At 33.9% G+C, this 20,711-nt stretch carries 11 protein-coding genes; 8 read left to right on the top strand and 3 right to left on the bottom strand.

Going from position 1 to position 20,711, the window contains the following annotated elements:
- The first annotated feature begins 71 nt into the window (after nt 1–71).
- The 5 genes from OD917_RS01475 to OD917_RS01455 all read left to right on the top strand — a co-directional run bounded on the left by OD917_RS01475 (nt 72) and on the right by OD917_RS01455 (nt 6,008).
- Entirely contained in the window at nt 72–1,376 is a 1,305-nt protein-coding gene (locus OD917_RS01475; protein WP_263521772.1) for a TolC family protein, read from the top strand.
- 11 nt (nt 1,377–1,387) lie between these two features.
- Complete coding sequence (locus OD917_RS01470; protein WP_263521771.1) at nt 1,388–2,452, top strand: HlyD family secretion protein; 1,065 nt, start codon at nt 1,388–1,390, stop codon at nt 2,450–2,452.
- 4 nt (nt 2,453–2,456) lie between these two features.
- Nucleotides 2,457–4,025, top strand: coding sequence for an MFS transporter (locus OD917_RS01465; protein ID WP_263521770.1), 1,569 nt, complete (start codon nt 2,457–2,459; stop codon nt 4,023–4,025).
- A 56-nt stretch (nt 4,026–4,081) separates the two neighbouring features.
- On the top strand, nt 4,082–4,768 hold the full coding sequence (locus OD917_RS01460; RefSeq protein ID WP_263521769.1) for an ion channel: 687 nt from the start codon (nt 4,082–4,084) through the stop codon (nt 4,766–4,768).
- Nucleotides 4,769–4,904: 136 nt separating this feature from the next.
- Nucleotides 4,905–6,008, top strand: coding sequence for an AI-2E family transporter (locus OD917_RS01455; protein WP_263521768.1), 1,104 nt, complete (start codon nt 4,905–4,907; stop codon nt 6,006–6,008).
- Nucleotides 6,009–6,083: 75 nt separating this feature from the next.
- Here OD917_RS01455 and OD917_RS01450 read toward each other — a convergent pair whose 3' ends face one another.
- The 3 genes from OD917_RS01450 to OD917_RS01440 form a co-directional block, all read right to left on the bottom strand.
- Nucleotides 6,084–6,878 carry a 4'-phosphopantetheinyl transferase family protein gene (locus OD917_RS01450; RefSeq protein ID WP_263521767.1) on the bottom strand — a complete coding sequence of 265 codons (795 nt, stop codon included), beginning with the start codon at nt 6,876–6,878 and terminating at the stop codon, nt 6,084–6,086.
- On the bottom strand, nt 6,865–10,875 hold the full coding sequence (locus OD917_RS01445) for a non-ribosomal peptide synthetase (protein ID WP_263521766.1): 4,011 nt from the start codon (nt 10,873–10,875) through the stop codon (nt 6,865–6,867). The genes OD917_RS01450 and OD917_RS01445 overlap by 14 nt, the downstream gene beginning before the upstream one ends.
- A 76-nt stretch (nt 10,876–10,951) precedes the next feature.
- On the bottom strand, nt 10,952–16,252 hold the full coding sequence (locus OD917_RS01440; RefSeq protein ID WP_263521765.1) for a polyketide synthase: 5,301 nt from the start codon (nt 16,250–16,252) through the stop codon (nt 10,952–10,954).
- A 969-nt stretch (nt 16,253–17,221) separates the two neighbouring features.
- Between OD917_RS01440 and OD917_RS01435 the strand changes: the two genes are divergently transcribed.
- From OD917_RS01435 to OD917_RS01425, 3 genes are read left to right on the top strand one after another with little or no spacing between them, the layout of a single operon-like run.
- A complete protein-coding gene (locus tag OD917_RS01435; protein ID WP_263521764.1) occupies nt 17,222–17,650 on the top strand; it encodes a T9SS type A sorting domain-containing protein in 429 nt (142 codons plus the stop codon).
- Between the two features lie 12 nt (nt 17,651–17,662).
- Nucleotides 17,663–18,391 (top strand): hypothetical protein, encoded by a 729-nt coding sequence (locus OD917_RS01430; protein WP_263521763.1) that lies wholly within the window; start codon nt 17,663–17,665, stop codon nt 18,389–18,391.
- On the top strand, nt 18,388–20,565 hold the full coding sequence (locus tag OD917_RS01425) for a hypothetical protein (RefSeq protein WP_263521762.1): 2,178 nt from the start codon (nt 18,388–18,390) through the stop codon (nt 20,563–20,565). The genes OD917_RS01430 and OD917_RS01425 overlap by 4 nt, the downstream gene beginning before the upstream one ends.
- The last annotated feature ends 146 nt before the right edge of the window (nt 20,566–20,711 follow it).

Below are 20,711 nucleotides of genomic sequence, written 5' to 3'. Positions count from 1 at the left end.
CCAAAAATTAAAAACTAAATCAATATAATCGGATGTGTTATTGGCAATTTAGAGTTTTAAATTTAAAACATTTGACTCTTGTCTTATTGTGCTGCTGTAATTTCAATTTTGCGCAGCAGGATACCAGCAGTCTTGCATCTGCAAAAAAAATAAGGTTAGACGAAGCAATTTTATTAGGAATTAAAAATAACCGGCAATTAAAACTGGCAAATACGGATTTGGCTATTGCCAATGAAAATGTCAGTCAGGCGAAAATTGCCAAAATGCCAAGATTGAGCTTAAATGGCGGATACAATTATATTGGAGATCCAAAACTTTATGATGGATTTTATGAAAGTCAGGTTACGGTCGATTATTACAATCATCAGGCATTTGCCAATATTATTTCGACACTTCCAATTTATAGCGGAAACGCAATCAACACCAGAATAAATCAGCAGGAATTAATTACCCAAATGCAGGAATCGGCTGTTAAAATGACGGAAGCTGACGTAAAAAATGCCATTACAGAACAGTATTTTACACTCGAGAAATTGTATCGGCAAATCGAGGTAACAAAGCAAAATATTATAAATACAGATATTCGAATCAGTCAGCTTAAATCTCGTGTCAATAATGGTCAAAATCTAAAAAGTGATCTTTTAAGAACAGAATTGCAACAATCTAATTTTAAAGTTTCAGTTTTTAGGAGCACCAATACAATCCAACTGATCAGTAATTATCTGGATATTTTAATTGGTTTTCCAACGAATACAATTCTGAAACCTGAAGTAGTAGAAAGTATGATTCCGACAGAAAATATTAATCTTCAAGATAGTTTAGAAGAAGCTTTTCAAAACAGAGAAGAAATAAAAAGAGCAGAGGTTAGAATCAAATTATCAGAATCATCATTAAGTTTGACCAAAAGCGGATTTAAACCCAACTTAAATGCAAATCTTATTCTAAATACCGAGTATCCAGCACAATGGCCCAATTATGTTAATATTCTAAATTATTGGGCTGCAGGACTTTCTTTGAACTGGGATCTTTCAAGTTTTTATAATTTAAAACATCGAATATCTGGTGATAAACTGGAAATCGATAAAAGTAATATTGCTTTAGAAGTGACTAAAGATCAGATTTCTACAGAAGTTAAAAATGCTTACGTTAGATATGCAGAAAGCAAAGAAAATATCAAAACCTACAAGAAAGATGTTGAGCTTTCGATGAGCAATTATAAAATTGTAAAAAGCCGTTACGATAATGATTTTGCGCTAATTAGCGAAATTGTAGATGCCGAATTACAGCTGAATAACTCTCGAATATCATTGGTAAATGCCAATTTAGATTTAATCATTCAATATTATTCACTTCAATATGCTATGGGAAAACTTTAATGAATCTTGTTATGAGCGAAGCAGATACACAAAATGAAGTAATTCAGAAAAATGAAAAAAAGAGAAACAGCATTCTGACTGTATTGTCTTTTGTTTTTTTAATTGCTGGAGGATTGTGGATTTTAAGTTTATTCTTTGATTTCAGCACTTATGAAACTACCAATAATGCGCAGGTTGAAGCGTATATCAATAACGTTGCGGCGCGTGCAACTGGTCACATTAAAGAAATCAAATTCGAAGCCAATCAGTTTGTTCATAAAGGAGATACGCTGGTTATTTTGGATGATTCAGAATACATTATAAAAGTCAAACAGGCGGAAGCAGATTTGGCTATAGCCGAAGGAAATCTTCATTCGCTGCAGCAAAATATAACTACTTCGGCATCCAATCAAGCTTCGGGAAAAGAAAAATTGGCTGGGGATATGGCAAATTTGGAGAAAGCCCAAAAAGATTATCAGCGTTTCAAAAATATGTATGCTGATTCTGCTGTAACGCGAAATCAATACGATCAGGTTATTTCAAAACTAAAATCGGAAGAAGCTTATGTAAAAGCAGGTCAAAAAGGATTGGAAGCCAGCAGTTCTATAACCAAACAAAGCAATATTAATCTTGAAGCGTCATCTGCAACTGTTGCGAGAAAGAAAGCTGATCTCGATGCTGCAAAACTGCAATTGTCTTACACTTACATTATAGCTCCCAGTAATGGTTTTGTGGGCGAAAGAAATTTATCGATCGGAGAATTAATCAATGCAAACCAAACAATTGCAACAATTGTTCTGAATGAAAAATTATGGGTTTCGGCAAATTTTAAAGAAACTCAAATAGAAAAAATAAAACAAGGGCAAGAAGTTACCATTACAATTGATGCATTGGACGGAAAAGAATTTAAAGGAAAAGTCGTTGGATTTTCTCCAGCAACTGGAGCTAAATTCTCCATGGTTGAACCTGATAATTCAACTGGGAATTTTGTGAAAATCACACAAAGAATTCCAGTTAAAATTGAATTTGAAACACCAGCTAAAGAACTGCATGAAGTAAGACCAGGAATGAATGTAACTGTTGAAGTAAAAAAATAAAAAGATGTTTGCAGGAAAAAAAGGAAGCGTTTTTACACTTACAGGATTGTATATCCTGACAATTCCTTTTTTTAACGGACTCAATGTTACAACTTATGATAACTCACAGATATTAGGACATTTTGGACCTTCAACGACTGCTTTTAATTATGCGGTTTATATTCCCATTTTTTCAATGTTGGCTTTTCTTCCTTTAGGGTTAAAATTGGGAAAACAAATCAAAGTGCGAACAATGATTTTGTCTGTTTCATTTTTGTCCTTGTTGTTCAATACAGCATCACTTTTTGTGCCAACGATTGCATGGTTTGTTCTTTGCAGATCGCTTTTGGCGATAGTTTCGATTATCGGAATATTTGCATCAATGGTACCGATTTTATTAAAATACAATCCAGCTTTTAATATGGCTCTGATGTATGGTATTTTTCAGTTTATTCAAAAAGGAAGCCAACATTTATACCAATATTTGGGAGCGTATTTTGTCAGTTTTCATAATTGGACTTTTGGAGTTTATTTCTTGAATGTCAATTTTTTGATCTGTATAATTTTGGCTTGGTATTTTTATAAAGCTGATGTTGCTCCAATGAAAACGCCATTTCAATTTGATTGGCGAGGCTGGATTATCATGATTTTATTTTTTGCCATCATTCTTTTTTTATGTGCCGAAGGGCAGACTAGAAATTGGTTCAGCGATCCAAAAATAACACTTGCATCAGCATTTCTATTTATTATGGCAGGAATTTATTTGTTTCATGTTCGATTTACTGCTGAACCGCTTATAAATCCTGATGTTTACAAGTTTAAGAATGTTATTGCGGGTGCATTTTTAATGTTTTATATCGGTGTGATAAATGGAACGGGAAGCGTTATTACAGGTTATATGACCAATATTTTAGGTTTTGATTCAGTTTTGGGAGCAGTAACTCATCTTTCATTATTAATTGGTTTGTGTATTTCGATTCCGCTTTCAACTTATCTTTTGTACAAACGCATTTATCTGGCAACGATTTGGGTTATTGGTTTTGCCTGCTACGGATTGTATCATATTGTTCTCTTTTTTAGGTTTTATCCAGGTATCGATGCATCAGATTTTTTTCTTCCGCTTATTTTTAAAGGATTAGGAATGGGATTTCTGTTTCCTGTTTCCCTACTTTATATTTCCGAAGGTGTGCCAAAGGATTTGAGTACATCACGTATGATGACGGGAATTATCGCGCAGGCAGTTTTTGCATCGTTATTAGGCGGAGCCATTTTAGGAACATTTATTTCTAATCTAAATGTCCATCACAAAACGGGCTTAAGTCAGCAGCTATCTTCTGTAAATCAGATGGCAGAAAATCAGTTGGAAAACTACAAAAGGAATTTTTTATTTATGGGATTGTCTGATGCCGAGGCACAGAAAAAAGCAGAAAAAAGTCTTTCCAATCAAACTTCTCAATCGGCTATATTATTAGCATATAAGGATATTTATCTCGTCATGTCGGCGATTTGTTTTTTGCCCATTTTCATTATTCTGCTTTTCAAACTTTGGCGTAGGCCAATTGGAAGAGTAGAAGTAGAGCCAATACCAATTTGATTGTATAGATTATAAAAGTAGTTCGCATCTTGTTTAATTAACAAATTGATTTTATTATGATAATAAAAAAAGATCGCTTCTTGTATCGTTTTTGGACCCAAGAAAAAGGGCTTAGCGGAATGTTAATACTGCTATTTATTATGCATTTTATAGCTATTCCTTTTTTTGGCAGTTATCCTCATTTTATGATTGCAGTTAATATTTTCTGGATGCTATTCATCTTTGCAGGAATTATAGCCGTATCAAAACATAGAAAACAAGCTTTAATTATTTCCATAATTCCAGTACTGTTTCTTGCCATACAATGGATCAATTATTTAAATCATAACGTCTTTATTTTATTTGCCGATCTTATTCTCTCAGTAGCAATTATGCTTCTTTTGATTGTTTTGGTCTTAGCCAAAGTATTAGAACCAGGACCTGTAACAATTTATCGAATTATAGGGTCGGTAGTAGTCTATATGCTTTTAGTGCAATTTTGGTCAACACTTTATTTATTTCTTTTTGAACATATTGAAGGATCTTTTCAGATATCAGAATCAAAATTTGAAAGTAATAGCGATCAGGCTAGTTTTATGTATTTCAGTTATGTATGTATTACTTCAACAGGTTTTGGCGAGATCGTGCCACTTCATCCTTTGGCTCGTTCTCTCGTCCAGATTGAAGTGCTCACAGGCGTTTTATATCCTGTCGTTTTAATAGGAAGATTGGTTTCAGATGCCAATTTTGGAGTTAAAAAGTAAAAAGTAATAAGTGAAAAGTGAAATGTAAAATGTAAAAAGTGAAAATCACATCTAATCTCATTTTACAATTCACAACTCACAACTCACAATTCACAATTAATAATTAACAATCAACCATTAAACAATTAATATAGCCATGAAAACAACTAATTCTAATAAAAAGAAAGAACTCTTTGAAACTATTTTGCAGTTATTTTTCATTTTCCTGATAATTGGATTTTGTCTTAAATTGCTTTTGCCTTTTTTTATGCCAATTCTTTGGGCTGTAATCCTTTCTGTGGTTTTTTATCCATTATTTAATGCGTTGCAGAAAATCCTAAAAGGTCGAAAAGCACTTGCTTCGGTTGTAATTACAATTCTTATTATTGCTGTCATGCTGGTTCCACTGATTTATTTTTTGAAGGCTGCAACGGGTAATTTTTTAGAATTAAAAAATAGCTTTGAGGCAGGAACTTTAAAAGTAGCGCCTCCTGGCTCTAATATTAAAGAATGGCCAGTAATAGGAAAACCACTTTATGAATTTCTATTATCCTTATCAACAGATTTGGAACAAAGCGTTGTAAAATATCAAGATCAGATAAGAGAATTGTCTTCTAAAATTATGGCAAGTATTTTAAGTTCTGGAGCAGCGTTTCTTCAATTTATTTTATCTATAATCATTGCAGGTGTTTTATTAGTATCTCCAAGTGGTAAATCTTTCTTCATGAAATTCCTTAAAAAAATTGCAGGAAGTGAAGCAGAACAAATTATGACGATTTCTGTTTCAACGATTTATCAGGTAGTGAAAGGGATATTGGGAGTTGCTGTTATTCAGACAATAATTCAGGCAATTGGGTTGTTTATGGCAGATATTCCATACGCAGGAATTTTGACTTTAATCTGTCTGATATTTTCAATTTTACAGATTGGCCCAATCATAATTAATATTGGAGTTATTATTTATCTTTTTTCAACTGGAGATTCGGGACATGCTATTTTCTGGACTGTATTTTTCATCATCAGCGGACTTTCGGATAATGTTTTAAAACCTCTTTTACTAGGAAAAGGAGCTCTTGTACCAATGTTAGTTATCTTTTTGGGTGTAATTGGAGGATTTATCATGTCAGGATTTATCGGATTGTTTGTTGGTCCAATTGTATTTTCAATAGGTTACAAACTTTTTGTTGCTTGGATCGATGATGCCTCAGAGCCTGAAGTTGAAGCAGTTTCACCCATAGATGAGGCTGAACCTCTTGCTTAGATTTGGATTTAATTGTAATATAAACAAAAAAATCCCATTTTCTCAAATGGGATTTTTTGTGGAAATAAATTATTTTTAACTGCCTCTTTTTTGAGCCATTTCTAATAAATCTTTCATGTTATTTGGTACATTATACATTGATATATTCTTAGAAATCGTGGCCAAACCTTCAAGAGCTATCGCGCCTAAGTAATCATCTGCAAGATCAAAACTTTTTACCTGCCAGTCTTGGCTGTTTTTTATCAAAGAAAAATCGACACTATACTCTCCATCCAAGCACGGTATGAATTTAAAATCTTCATCTATGCCTTTTCCAAGCGCTTTGACAAAGGCTTCTTTACGTGTCCATAAAGTGTAAAAAGTATTTTTTTTATCAGTTGATCTTTGAATAATTGTGGTTTCATTGTCATCAAAAACATCAGGAAGAAGACTTGTAAAATTAAAATCCTTACTCATATATTCGATATCCAATCCGACTTTTCTTCGCGAAACCGCAATAGCCGCAAAATCTTCTGAATGCGAAAGATTAAAATGCAGCCACGGATGCGAAGCTAAATATGGTTTTTTATTAAAATCATAATCAAGATAAATGTTCTTCACGTTTAATTTCGTGTAGGCTCCTAAAACAAGTTTCAAAATCGATCGGTATATAATGAAGCGGTTTCGGTCTACTTCTTTATAAAAACGCTTTGTTTTGCTCAATTCAGCAGAATTAAGAAACTTGGACAAATCTGCCTGTATATCCTTAAAATTAGGCAGATATACGGTATAGATCACAATATCATTATTATCCAAAGAATACTCTTTTTTTGGGACAAATTCTGTACTCTTTAAATTGAAAAATGAAATAAAGAGTTTAGAGATTTTCATGGTTTTCGTCTAAAATATCTTGAAGTAATCGCGCTAATACTTTGTCATTTGGCGGGGCTACAATATCTAGATGATTGCCGGAAATATTATGAATTGTAACGCCTCCTAATGCAGCTTTTTTCCATCCTAAATGCGTTGGGTCTAGCTTATAATTGATATCATCTTTTGATCGAAACAAATCGACTTTAAAATTTTGTGGTTTAAGATGATAACGATCAACGATTTTTTTAACCATTCGATCGGCTGCGATAAATTCCTGAAGAGCTAACTCTTCTTGTTCTGTCATAGTAATTTTTTTTCCAAAGTATCTTTCTAAAATATATTCTTTTTTTCCGTTAATGCGCATTTTAAAAGCTTTCCAGCTCAACAACATCTCTTTTAAAAAGTCTAGCCTCCTATGTGTTATGTCAAAGTATCTTACAAGTTGTTTTCGCCTGTAGTTTCCATAATAATAAGAAGAATCAACATAAGAGTCAAGCAATCCTGTAAGGCTTACTGTTTTTCCCATTTCGTTTAATTGGCGTGTCATTTCAAAAGCAACAATACCTCCAAAAGAGAAGCCAGCCAAAGCGTAAGGTCCTTTTGGATTAACTTTTATAATGGCATCTATATAATGCGCAGCCATAGCTTCGATCGATTCATACCAACCTTCAAAACCTTTAGGCTTTGTACCTTGAATACCATAAATAGGCTGATTGTCATCAAAATGTTTACTTAAATTGATAAAGTTTAAAACATTAAGTCCAGCGCCATGAATGATAAAAAGAGGAACTTTGTTTCCAACAGGTTTTATAGGAACCAGACAATCAGAGTAAATTTCTGTTCCAGTGTTTAATAACTTGGCGAATTTTTCTACGGTCGAATATTTGAATAATGCTGATAAAGGAATTCGTTTACCAGTATGTTTTTCAATTTCAATCATCACTTTTACTCCTTTAATGGAGTGTCCGCCCATTTCGAAGAAATCACTGAAAATATCAATATTCTCAAGATTTAAACTTTCTTTCCAAATGGTTGCTACGATATTTTCTTCTTCTGTTCGAGGAGCAGTGTAAGCGATTTTTTTGTTTACTTTATATTGCGACAATGCTTTTCGGTCTATTTTTCCGTTGAGCGTTGTCGGTATTTTTTCGATAAGATTAAAATCATGCGGAATTAACTGCGAAGGGAGTTTTGCCGTTAGAGCTTCGCGCCATGAAGGAATATTTTCTTCAGCACTTTCAATACTGGAATCAGGGACAATATGAGCAACAAGGAAGTTTTCATCGGCTAATACCACCGCAGATTTTACTCCGTCTAGTAATAAAAGTGCTTGTTCTACTTCTCCTGGTTCAATACGATGGCCTCTAATTTTAACCTGCTGATCTACACGTCCTAAACACTCAATTTCATTATTTGGAGTTATTCTTCCTAAATCACCTGTTCGATAAAGAATATCGTCTTTATCTGCAGAAAATTTATTTTGAATGAATTTCTCAGCCGTAAGTTCAGGTCTGTTCCAGTAGCCTTTTGCAACACCATCTCCGCCAATAACAATTTCACCAATAGTTCCGGGCGCGACAAGCTGTCCTTGATTATCCAGCAAATAAATCTGCGTATTTCCAATTGGTTTTCCGATTGTGATCAATTTATCTTCGGCTGTTATTTGTTTTACAGAAGACCAAACTGTCGTTTCTGTAGGACCGTAAACATTCCAAAGCGAATCGCATTTTGACAATAATTCTTTAGCAAGATCTGCAGGCATTGCTTCGCCGCCACATAAAGCTTTAATTGGCAAAAATTCAGACCATCCAGAATCCAAAAGCATGGACCAGGTTGTTGGTGTAGCTTGCAAAAAGCTGATTTTTTCGCTTTTGACTAAATCAAGCAAAAGTCTTCCGTCTCTGGCAGTTTCATGGTCGGCTAGAATTAATGTCGCGCCTTTAATTAACGGTAAGTATAATTCTAAACCAGCAATATCGAATGAAATTGTAGTGATAGAAAGCAGTCTGTCATTTTCGTCAAGACCTGGTTCTATCGCCATACTGCAAAGAAAGTTGACTAAATTTTTATGCGTAATAGGCACGCCTTTTGGATTACCAGTCGATCCTGAAGTGTACAATATGTAAGCATTATTCTCTGAACTTACCATAAATGGAAGCGGTAACGAAGAGTATTTATGCAATGCCTCTATCGCATCTTCAATAAAAAGTGTCTGTGGCCAAGATGGTAATGAGGCAAATAAAGTTTTGCTCGTTAATAAAACTTTTGCTCCAGAATCATGCAACATAAATTCTAAACGTTCTTTTGGATATTCAGGATCCAGCGGCAGGTAAGCTGCGCCACATTGCATAATGGCCAATAAAGCATAAACCAATTCTGGGCTTCTCGAAAACGAAACCGCAATAAAATCGCCAGATTGAACACCTTCCTCTTTTAAATAATGCGCCATTTGGTTTACTTTGTTATGCAATTCTAAATAGCTGGTTTTAGAATCGTGAAACTCCAAAGCTGTTTTATCAGGCGTAAACTCCGATTGTTTTCTAAGTAATTCGGTCAAGGTTACATCAGGATATGGCATTTCTGTATTGTTTAATGTCTCATAATCTGCTAGATAATTTCCTCCAATTAAAGTGGATAACGGATCGTTTGGATTTGAGATTACTTTGCTGATAATTTCTTCATAAGAAGCCATCATTTTAGCAATAGTCTCAGGTTTGAATAATGTGGTATTATACATCCAATGAAATTCAGGTCCGTTTTTGGCTCTGAAAATATGAAGCTGAATTTCAAAAGTTCCAAATTCTCTCGGATTCGGTTTGAAACTATGAGTAAGACCTGCAAATGAGAATTCATTTTCGATTGTTCTGTTCAAGTCAACCGTCAGGATAACTGGAACTAAAGGAATTCTTGAAGGATCTCTTACAATCGGAAAACTTTTTAGTAAATGACCAAAACTAACCTGCTGATTGTCATAGGCATCAAATAATTGTGAATTTCTTTCTTTTAAATAGTCAGAAAAACTGATATTAGGATTAATAGTACTTCGAAGAGGAAGTAGATTGGCGCAATCTCCAATTATCTGTCTCATGTCGTATAAAGTGTTTCCTGACGAAGGAAAACCAACTACCAAATCATTTTGGCCAGTGATTTTGCACAAGAAAACTTCAAAAGCCGAAAGCAAAGTAGTAACTAAACTACTTCCAGTACTTATTCCTATATTTTTTAATTCATTTATAATAGCATCATCTAAAGGAAAATCAATTCTGTTGCTATTATACGTTCTTAATGCAGGTCTTACGTAATCTAAAGGCAATTCGATCGTAGGAACAGATTCTTTATAAATATCAATCCAGAAATCTTCTAGCGGTTTATATTCACTGCTTTCCATGAACGAATTTATTCTTTCAGCAAATTTGCTAAAAAGTTCAGGAGCAGGCAGTATGGGCTCTTTATTTTCTACGTAAGCAGAATAAAGAGTGCCTAATTCTTCTAGTATGACATCAAGACTTAATCCGTCGCCAATAATGTGATGGATTGTTATGGTTACGAGATGTTCAAAATCATCAATTTTAACTAAGCTAACTCTAAATAAAGGACCGTGAACAAGATCAAAAAGAGCACTCACTTCTTCCTTAACAAACGTATCAATTGAAGATTCTTTTTCAATCGCTATTATGTTAGAAAAATCATGATGTGAAATTTCGATGCTGTAATCGCTATAAGTACACATAAAGCGACCGTCTGGACTAAATGTAGATCTTAAAGTTTCATGACGTTCTACCAAAGTATTTACAGCCTTTTCAAATAGATCTATTATTAAATTACCTTTAAGCCTGATAGACACAGACAAGTTGTAAGCTTTGTTAGCATCACTTCCTCCAAAAATGCAATCGCTCCATATTTCCTGTTGCGAATTTGTGGTGTGTATAACTCTTTCGATTTCAGGTGAAAATGGATTAAATTGAATGGCAGTTTCAGTTTCCATTTCTGTTTGTATTTGAGGTTGATTTTTCATTATTACCCTATTTTAAATGTAATTGTATCGTTTTTAAATTGACAGTTTAAAATATTACCTGCTTCTTATCTTGTCCTTATAATTTGATCTTTACAAAACTTCCATTCTGATTTGGATCTTCAATAAACCAAGCTGGATTTCCATTTTCATCTCTTCCTAGTTTACTACCTTTTACAGGCGGTTCATCTGCATTGATAGTATATTTTTTTTCGGCAGCATTATTTTCAAATCGTTGTTCATTATTAATTTTTGATATATCAAATGACTTTTCGTTTTTAGAATTACCGTTGGTTTTGGTTCCATTAGTTTCGGTATTAAACTTAGTATCAAAACTTTCTACAGTTAGATTAACAAATGAAGCACTGCCATTTGTTGAAGAACTCTGAAAACTTTGTAGCTGATCTACTTTTTGACTTAAAAGTTGAATTTGTTTAATAATTTGTTCTAATGAAGATTGATTCTGAGATGACGATGCCGTTTCATTTGATAAAAAAGTTGGCGCTACAGTTTGACTTGCAACCACTTTGATTTCTTTTTTTGGTTCAGTGCGAGTTTCTTTGGGAAGATTTTCGTCTATATAATCTGCTAAAAGAGCTGGTGTTGAATACGTTTCGTTGAGTTGTCTGAATGTAATTGGCAAATCGAATTCTTTCTTCAATTTTCCAGATAATTGAGTTAGTGATAATGAATCTAAACCTAATTCTAGAAAAGTATTTTCAGATGCCTCACTTCCGTAAACGATTCCAGATGCATTTTTGATAATTTCAGCAATCTGTGCAAGTATCGAATCTTTTCGAGATTGATTTGAATTATCTTCTTGATGATCAACTTGTGCAGCAACTGGTGGTGCTTCAGAAATTGCCGGAGCTTGAATTACCAAAGAATCAAGCGTTCCCAAAGGTTCGATCCAGCAAAGTTTTCGATCAAAAACATAACTAGGCAATTCTATTTTTTGTCTTTGTTGTTCACTAAAATATGCTTTCCAATCAGGATTTAGACCTTTCATCCATAAATCTCCTAATGTGTTTAACAAAGTGTTATATTCATTTTCCTGTTCTTCTTTTGGAGGCGTTATACTTGCATACGCAGGAATAATTTTGCCTGCAGCTTGCTGACGTGCCAACGTAATTAAGGTTGATCCTGGACCAACTTCAAGTAATAAAAGATCTTCCAATTCAAATGCTGTATCCATTGCATCGGCAAATCGAACTGTATTTTTTAATTGGTTAACCCAATATGTAGGATCTGTGGCTTCTGTATCTTTCAGCCAAGTTCCTGATGCACTTGAAATAATTGGTAATCTCGGAATGCTTAGTTTTATTTTTTCTAATTCATTTCTAAAATCATCCAAAATAGGTTCCATCATATGAGAGTGAAACGCATGGCTGGTATTAAGCAGTTTATTTGGAATATCTTTGGCATCAAGTTCCTGATTAAAAAGAGCAATGTCTTCTTTTTGACCCGAAACCACGCAAAATTGAGTTGAATTAATCGCTGCAATTGAAAGTGTTTTAGGAACTAATTCATACAATTGTTCTACTGGTATGCGAACAATCAACATTGATCCGCCAGGTAATTCGCTTATTAATCTCCCTCTGACTGCAACAATGTGTAAAGCGTCTTTTAAAGTTAGAATTCCAGCTAAATGAGCAGCTGCAAATTCGCCAATACTATGGCCGCAAAGGAAAGTTGGTTTTATTCCCCAGCTCATCCATAATTGCGACAACGCATATTCTGTTACAAATAAAGAAGGCTGTGTTAATCTTGTATTTCTTAGCAGTTCTTCAGCTTCAGCAAAATGGTCTTTTGGAAAAAGAATATCACGAATGTCTAAATCTAAATCTTTCATCAATAATTCAGCACATTTATCAACGGCATTACGGTACACTTTTTCGTTGGCGTAAAGTGTTTTACCCATTTGTATGTACTGAGAACCTTGTCCAGGGAAAAGAAATCCTATTTCGCTTGGAACTCTTTTTAAAATAGAAGATTTAGTATTTTTAGTTTTTAGAGAAATTAATTTTTCAGCAGCATCTTCGGTTGAATTTGCTATTAAAAAACTTCTGTGGTTAAAGTCATCTCTTGTCATATTCAAAGAATAAGCGATATCTGCCAAAGGAGTATTTTTTGATTTATCAATAAAATGTCCCAAAGCATTTTCGTAGCCTAACAAACTATTTTGACTTTTTGCTGACCACATTAATATTTCAAGAGGTCGTCCAGATGATGTTACTACAGGTTTTGCAACGTATTCTTCAACAATAGCATGCGTATTTGTGCTTCCAATACCAAAAGAGCTTAAACCAGCTCTTCTTATGCCATCAGCTTTCCATTCGATTAATTTGTTATTAATGTAGAATGGACTATTGTCAAAATCAATATTGGGATTCGGTTTAACAAAATTTACCATTGGTGGTATTTGTTTGTGTTGCATAGCCAACAATATTTTGATCAAACCTGCCACACCAGCAGCAGCTGTGGTATGTCCTAAATTGGTTTTTATAGATCCTAAGGCACAATAATTATTTTTTTCTTGTTTGCCATAAGCGATTTTAAGCCCTTCTATTTCTATTGGATCGCCAATTGGAGTTGCAGTTCCATGCGCCTCCATATAGCTAATTGTAGAAGGAGAAATTTGTGCATCATTAAAAGCATTGATTATGGCTCCAGCCTGACCTTGCGGACTTGGCGCCATAAAACTGCCTTTGTCTCCTCCGTCATTATTTACGCCAACTCCCTTAAGTACGCCATAAATGATATCGCCGTCTTTTTCTGCTTCTTCCAATCTTTTAAGAACAACAACTCCAGCGCCATCACTAAAAACAGTACCTTTTCCAGAAGCGTCAAAAGAACGTGTAGATCCGTCTGGACTTTTAATAAATCCGTCATCATAAAGGTGTCCGCTTTTTATTGGAGCTGTAACGCTTGATCCTCCTGCAAGTGCAATATCACACATTCCTGCTCTTATGGCTTTTACCGCTTCGGCAATTGCTAATAAAGATGTTGAACATGCAGAGTGTACTGTAACTGAAGGTCCTTTTAAGTTTAAATGATAAGAAGTACGAGGCGCAATAAAATCTTTTCCGTTTACGGTATAAATTTGTAATTCTCCTACTGAACTTTTGAGTTCTTTGTTTAAGAAAATATTGTTTTCGTAGTAAGAATTGATTTCGCTTCCAGAATAAACCCCAATGCTTCCTTTATAATGTTTTGGAAGATGCCCAGATTGTTCTAATGCTTCGAATGAAATTTCTAAGAATATCCTGATTTGTGGATCCATCGCGGCGGCAAGCTGCGGATTTAATCCAAAGAACTGAGGATCAAATGTTTTGGCTGAAGGTAAAATCCCTCTTGCACCTATATAAAGCGGATCTTCGCGAAGACTTTCAGGTAAACTAATATCTAGTTCATCTTTGCTGAATAAAGAAATCGTTTCTTTTCCGTCTCTTAAAATTTCCCATAATTCTTCTATTGTATCAGAACCAGGAAATCTTCCCGCCATACCTATGATTGCAATATCTGCAGAAGAAGCATTTTCTTTATGTTTTTTAAATTCGAATTTTTCTTCCTTATTATTATGTTCTTCTAAAATAGAAGAAAGTTCTTTTATTGTAGGATGAATATAAATTTTTGAAACAGGAATTTCTAATGCTAAACGTTGTTTTATTAAAGTAGTTACTTTTTGAGCAAGTACAGAACTTCCGCCCATATCAAAGAAATTGTCATCTATTCCAATCTCTGTTATTTTCAATTCTTCGCTCCAGATTTTTGCAAGATCTTTTTCTAATTGTGTGGTCGGTTTTTTGAAAAGAGGAGCAGAGTCAGGTCTTGTATTTTCGGGAAGAGGTAAATTCTTTTTGTCAATTTTTCCGTTTGGAGTTATTGGAAATTCATCAACCCAAATGTATTTTGATGGCAATAATATTTCGGGTAAAACTTTCGAAAGCGCATCGTGAATCGTTTTTTCGTCTTGCGATTCTTCGCCCGATTTTAAATACGCTACAAGTTTATCTTCATTGCCAAAATGATTGCTGACAATTACAGCAGATTGTTTTACGCCTGGCAATGTGTTTAAGGTAGCTTCGATTTCACCCAATTCTATACGATGTCCTCTCAGTTTTACCTGATGATCAATACGACCCAAACATTGTAGTTCTCCATTCGGCAATAATTTTCCTAAATCTCCTGTGCGGTAAAGTCTAGCGCCTGATTCTGTTGAAAATGAATCTGGGATGAATTTTTCTGCAGTAAGTTCTGGACGTTTCCAATAACCTTGTGCGACTCCGTCTCCGCCTATAACAATCTCACCAATTGTTCCTTCTTCAACAATTTTTCCTTGTTCGTCCAACAAATAAATCTCTGTATTTGCGATAGGAAAACCAATAGTGATTAATTCATCATCTGCGAGAATTTCTTTTACAGCAGACCAAATTGTGGTTTCTGTTGGACCGTACATATTCCAAAGAGAATCACATCTCGATGTTAATTGACGCGCAAGATTTAGAGGCATTGCTTCGCCACCACACAATGCTTTTAAAGCTAGAGGAGTATCCCATCCAGAGTCTAGTAATAATTGCCATGTAGTTGGTGTAGCCTGTAATATTGTAATTTGTTTTTTCTGTAAAAGATTAAATAAAAGCAAACCGTCTCGAGTAGTTTCATAATCGGCAAAAACTACCGCTGCACCTTTTATTAATGGTAAGAATAATTCGAGACCCGCTATATCAAACGAAATTGTAGTTATCGATAAAAGTTTGTCGTCTGCATTTATACCTGGTTCAATCGCCATGCTGCACAGAAAGTTTATTAAGTTTTTGTGAGTTACCGTCACACCTTTTGGTTTCCCCGTAGAGCCCGATGTGTACATCATATAAGCAACAGATGTTGGATTAACTGATATAGAAACTGGCGAATCAGGATATTGGTTTAATGAAGCTAATACATCTTCTATAAATATGGTTTTTGAACTATTTGGCAGTGAAGTAGAAAGTGATTTTGTAGTCAGTAAAAAACTTGCTTCAGAATCTTCGAGCATAAATTCTAAGCGCTCAGTTGGGAATTTTGGATCTAAGGGTAAATAAGCAGCTCCACATTGTAAAATTGCTAGGAGAGAAACAATCAAATTAGGGTTTCTTTCCATAGATACAGCAACAAATTGCCCGGGAGATAAACCTTGAGCTAAAAAGTAATTTGCTGTCTGATTTATTTTTTTTGCTAATTCCTGATAAGAAATTTGCTGATCTTCAAATTCAAGTGCCATAGAATTGGGTGATGCTTCCGCTTGAGCTAGAAAAAGCTCATGCAGCGCATTGTTAGGATACACCATTTTTTTCCAATTTGTCTCTTTGTTTAAACTATTGTTGTTGGGTCTTTTCATTTTAAGGGTATTAAAATTAAAGTTGAGCAAAATAATTATGATAATATCAGCGTTAACTAAAAAGAGTAAAGTGTAAATCTTTGTCTTATAGTTTATTAGTGGGATGGGTTTACACCTTTTTTAATTATCGGTTGAAATAATAGAAAACGGTGTAAGAAATTTTAATTAGTTTTAGGCTTTTATTTTGGCTCTGTAATAAATAGCATTTATCGCTTATTGTTTAATAAGTTGATCAAAAAAAGGAAAAATTTTTCACTAAAACTCGCTTATTCCATATAAAGCTATTATTCTCGATGAAAAGCATATTTTAAATTGTGGAAGACAAAATTTATTCAAAATTGGCAAAGATTTCTTGAGTCCAAAATTTGTCAAATTCACCGCTTTTTCCCTCAATCTGCCTGCTTTTTTCTGCTGATTTTTTTTGGAGATTTATTTTATTCAAGAAAAATAATTATCTTTAAGTAAATGTAATTGTCTTGTTTTCAATTAGATGTGTTTTGATGAATGAAATATTTATTATTTCCGCCTATGAAAATTGCGAAATAATAAAATTTAGTACGCTTAAATTGAAAATAAAATAAAAAGCAGATTTAGATGTAATTTAAGATGCAAATTGCCGTTAAATTCTATAACCTGTATTTTGGTTTTTAATGCCAAAACATTTAATTTTTAATAGTTGTAAAGTTTAGTGCAATTATTATTGTTAATAAAACTAAAAACCCCTTTTCTTAACATTTTCGATGTAAGTAAATAGTCATTAAAATACTACATTTTGTGTCAGTTATCGGAAATAAAATTAATTATATCGATTATTTTTTGAAATTAAATAATTTTGCAGTATTAAAATAACGCAAGAATAATTAAACTGTGAAGTATCTAAAGACGAGAAATATAAACCTACTGATAATTACGATGTTATTCATTCCTTTTGTAGGAATTAGTCAAACCACTCAGTCGAACACTGATATAATGGAGACGATAGTTACATCGGGTAATAATGCAAGTGGAAGCTCTGGAACAGTTACTTATTCGATCGGCCAAGTATTTTATACTTATATTGGAACAGAACCCGTTTTCAATGTGGCTCAAGGTATTCAGCATCAGGAAAAAGACGAGACACTAGGTAATCCAGAAATTGAAGAACCCGCTAAAGCAGAAATGTTTGTTTTCCCAAATCCAACATCAGATTTTGTTAATATCAGTATGACAGGATTAGAGTTAGAAAGCGCTCAGCGATCGTATAGACTCTATGATATTCAGGCTAGACTTTTAAAACAAAACACAATTAGTCAAGATGAGACTCAGGTTAGTTTAGCTAATCTTACTCCATCTGTATATATACTTGTAGTATATGTAGATAACAAAAAATTGAAGTCATTTAAAATAATTAAAAATTAAAAAAGAGATAGAATGAAATTTGCACAGACCCTTTTATTATTATTTGTGACTGTTACGTTTAAGGTATTTGCGCAATCGCCTGAAAAAATGAGTTATCAGGCAATTATCAGAGGACAGGACAATAATTTAGTAGAAACTAAACAAATTGGTGTTAAAGTTGTTGTGCATCAGAGTACAGCATCAGGAACTATTGTTTATCAAGAAACGCATTCTCCTACTACAAATAGTAATGGTCTTGTTTCTCTTGAAATTGGAACAGGAACAATTGTTACGGGGGATTTTAGTAAAATTTCCTGGGATAAAGGACCTTATTATATAGAAACACAAGTAGATGTAAACGGAGGAACAAATTATAACATTGTTGGAGTTACACAACTTTTAAGTGTACCTTATGCATTGTATGCAAAAACAGCAGGAGGAACTTCTACCACTCCATACAGAGCTACAGTTATTTCATTTACTTCTTCCAGAAGTATTGCTGCAGCCGACGTAAATAACACAATTGAATGTACAACATCGTCTACATTAACCCTAACTGCCGATTTTGGAAGTATGGCAGTTGGTGAAACTATTAATCTAGAAGCTCATAATGGTGCTGTTCTAACAGTACAGGCTGCTTCGGGAGTTACCATTAATTATACATCAGCCGGAAGTGCAAAATTTACTAGTACGGCTGGAAACGTGAGATTTGGATTCCTTAGAAAAACAGGCACAAATTCCTATATTATATCGGGACAATGAAAAAGCTAATTTATTTTTTACTGTTTTCGACGACGGTTTTTTCTCAGAATTATCAATATGCAATTGATGAAGCTCCTGTAAAAACTCCAGAAAATCCTGTTGTCGCTAATCAGCCAGAAGAAACGGATTATTTTAATGCCCATGTTGTTCCAGTTACACAAAAAGCAACTCTTCAGCAAGCATTGGATACTTATGGTTCTGTGCGATTAGAAAGAGGAGATTATTCTGGAGTGGATATTGTCATGAGGAGTAATCAGAAATTATATGGGCATCCGTCTTTAAATTTATTTTCAAATATTACCATAGCCGCAGGAAGTACTGGCGTTGTAATCGAGTATTTACTTCCAGCAGATAAGACTATTACGCTTCAAGCGGGAGGTGTTATTTCTAATTGTACTTTAAAATCGATTAAATGGGCGACTTTAAAAGCAACAAATGCAACTTTTGAGAATAACTCTTTTATCAATTTTGGAGGTCCAATACTTATAGATTGTAGTCAGTCTGGATATTTTAGAAATAATAAATTTATAAAACACCAATCGGGCGGATTGTCGACAGTTCTTACCATGAAAGGAAATTCAACAACTCCTAGTTATGGTAACGTAAATCTGCATACTAACTTTTTAACGCCGCACGGGAATACCACAGATATGGACAATCTTAAAACGGCTACCTTTGTTGGTATTGATGCAGAAGGATGGAACCTTACCGGTGACGGTACCTATGCTATGTTTAAAGCTAGTAATATGGGTAATGTCAAAATAACCGATTTAGGTGGAGGAAATTCTTATTCTGCAGTACGAACTGGAGCTTATGATATAGATGCAGCGAATATTTCGATTCTTAATAAAAAGTTGAATACAGAGTTTGATGTTATCTCAGCAAGAAGCAATATGACCTTAGTTGGTGCTTTAGGAGGATACAAAAGAGGAAGCGGAACGGTTACTGGATATGATCTTTGGGGAAATTTAGATAATAGTAATTCTGTCAAATATAATAGTACAGAACAAACTGCGGCGATCACCAATTCGACTATACTGGCAAACTTGAGTAGTTCTATTTTAGGTACAAAATATACGCCTTGGGCGAGACCAAATTGGGAAACATTACCAGATCCTTTAGGAGCAAACTGGAGAACAGATAGAGTAGGTAAGCCAGATAGTACAACTTATATTCAAAACTTGATCAATAATTCTGGTATTGCAGATCTTCCAGAAGGAGTTTATTATATCAGTTCGACTTTAAAAATTCCGTTAGATAAAAGTCATGGAATTATGGGAAAAGGAACGGGAAAAACAGTTATTGTTGGTTTAACAGACGATTTTCCTCTAATATCGCTTACGGGAGGTCAAGATGCTAATTTTGTATTAGCGCATTTGACATTGCAAGGCGGAAGCACTGGTGTTTATTCTTCACAAAACTATGGCACACAGCATATGAGTTTTGTTTGGTTGAAATATGTAGTATTTAGAGATCAAACGAATGGTTTTCATTTAGATAAAATGATGGGATTTGATAATAATTTCTTCGATAATATTTCTTTTGTAAACTGTAATAAAGGTTTCTACCAAGATGCGCTTGTTGGTGGTGTTTCAGATAACTCAAGTTTTGTTGACAAAACAATGTTTTATAGAGGACAGTTTATTAATTGTACAACAGCAGTTTCGATGTTAGCTACTAGAGCAGACAATTTAAATGCTTGGGTAGATTGTAAATTTGACGGAGGAGATACAGCGCTTAATTTAAGTGCAAATAACTATCCTTTAGCTGCAAATAGTGACTTTACTAATTTTAAAGGAAAAAATGTTATTTCCAGCGGAGAGATTTCTTTCTATAGTTCGAATTTTTATAATAATTCGAATACTGGCTCAACAATAAAAGCTATTGCAACGTATTTAGAAGGATGTACTTTTTCAGATTCAGCACCAATGTTTTCGTCGGTATTATATAATCCGGTATATAGTTATATAGTAAATTCTACGATTACGGGAAGTGTAACTGCGTTAACAATAGATGGAGACTGGAACAGTAAGTATTACGGAATATTTATGAATAACACTTTTAGAGCAAATACAACGCTTAGTAAGTTGTTAGTCAATGTAAAAGAAGGTGCTTCGACTGTAATTATAAATACAGCTTCAACTCCTTATCCACAGCTTTTAGTGACTCAATAAACTAAATATAACTTTAAAAAATCCGTTGGCTATTAATTTAGTTAACGGATTTTTTTTTGTTTAAAATCTCATTTGAAACTTTCAACGCCTATCATTTGTGATAATTTAAACTTTATACCGATTTTCCTCTTTTTTGATGCAGATCG

The sequence above is a fragment of the Flavobacterium sp. SH_e genome (assembly GCF_025717045.1).
GTDB lineage: Bacteria > Bacteroidota > Bacteroidia > Flavobacteriales > Flavobacteriaceae > Flavobacterium.
Note: the sequence above shows the minus strand (reverse complement) of the source record. Positions and strands in the feature narration are given on the sequence as shown.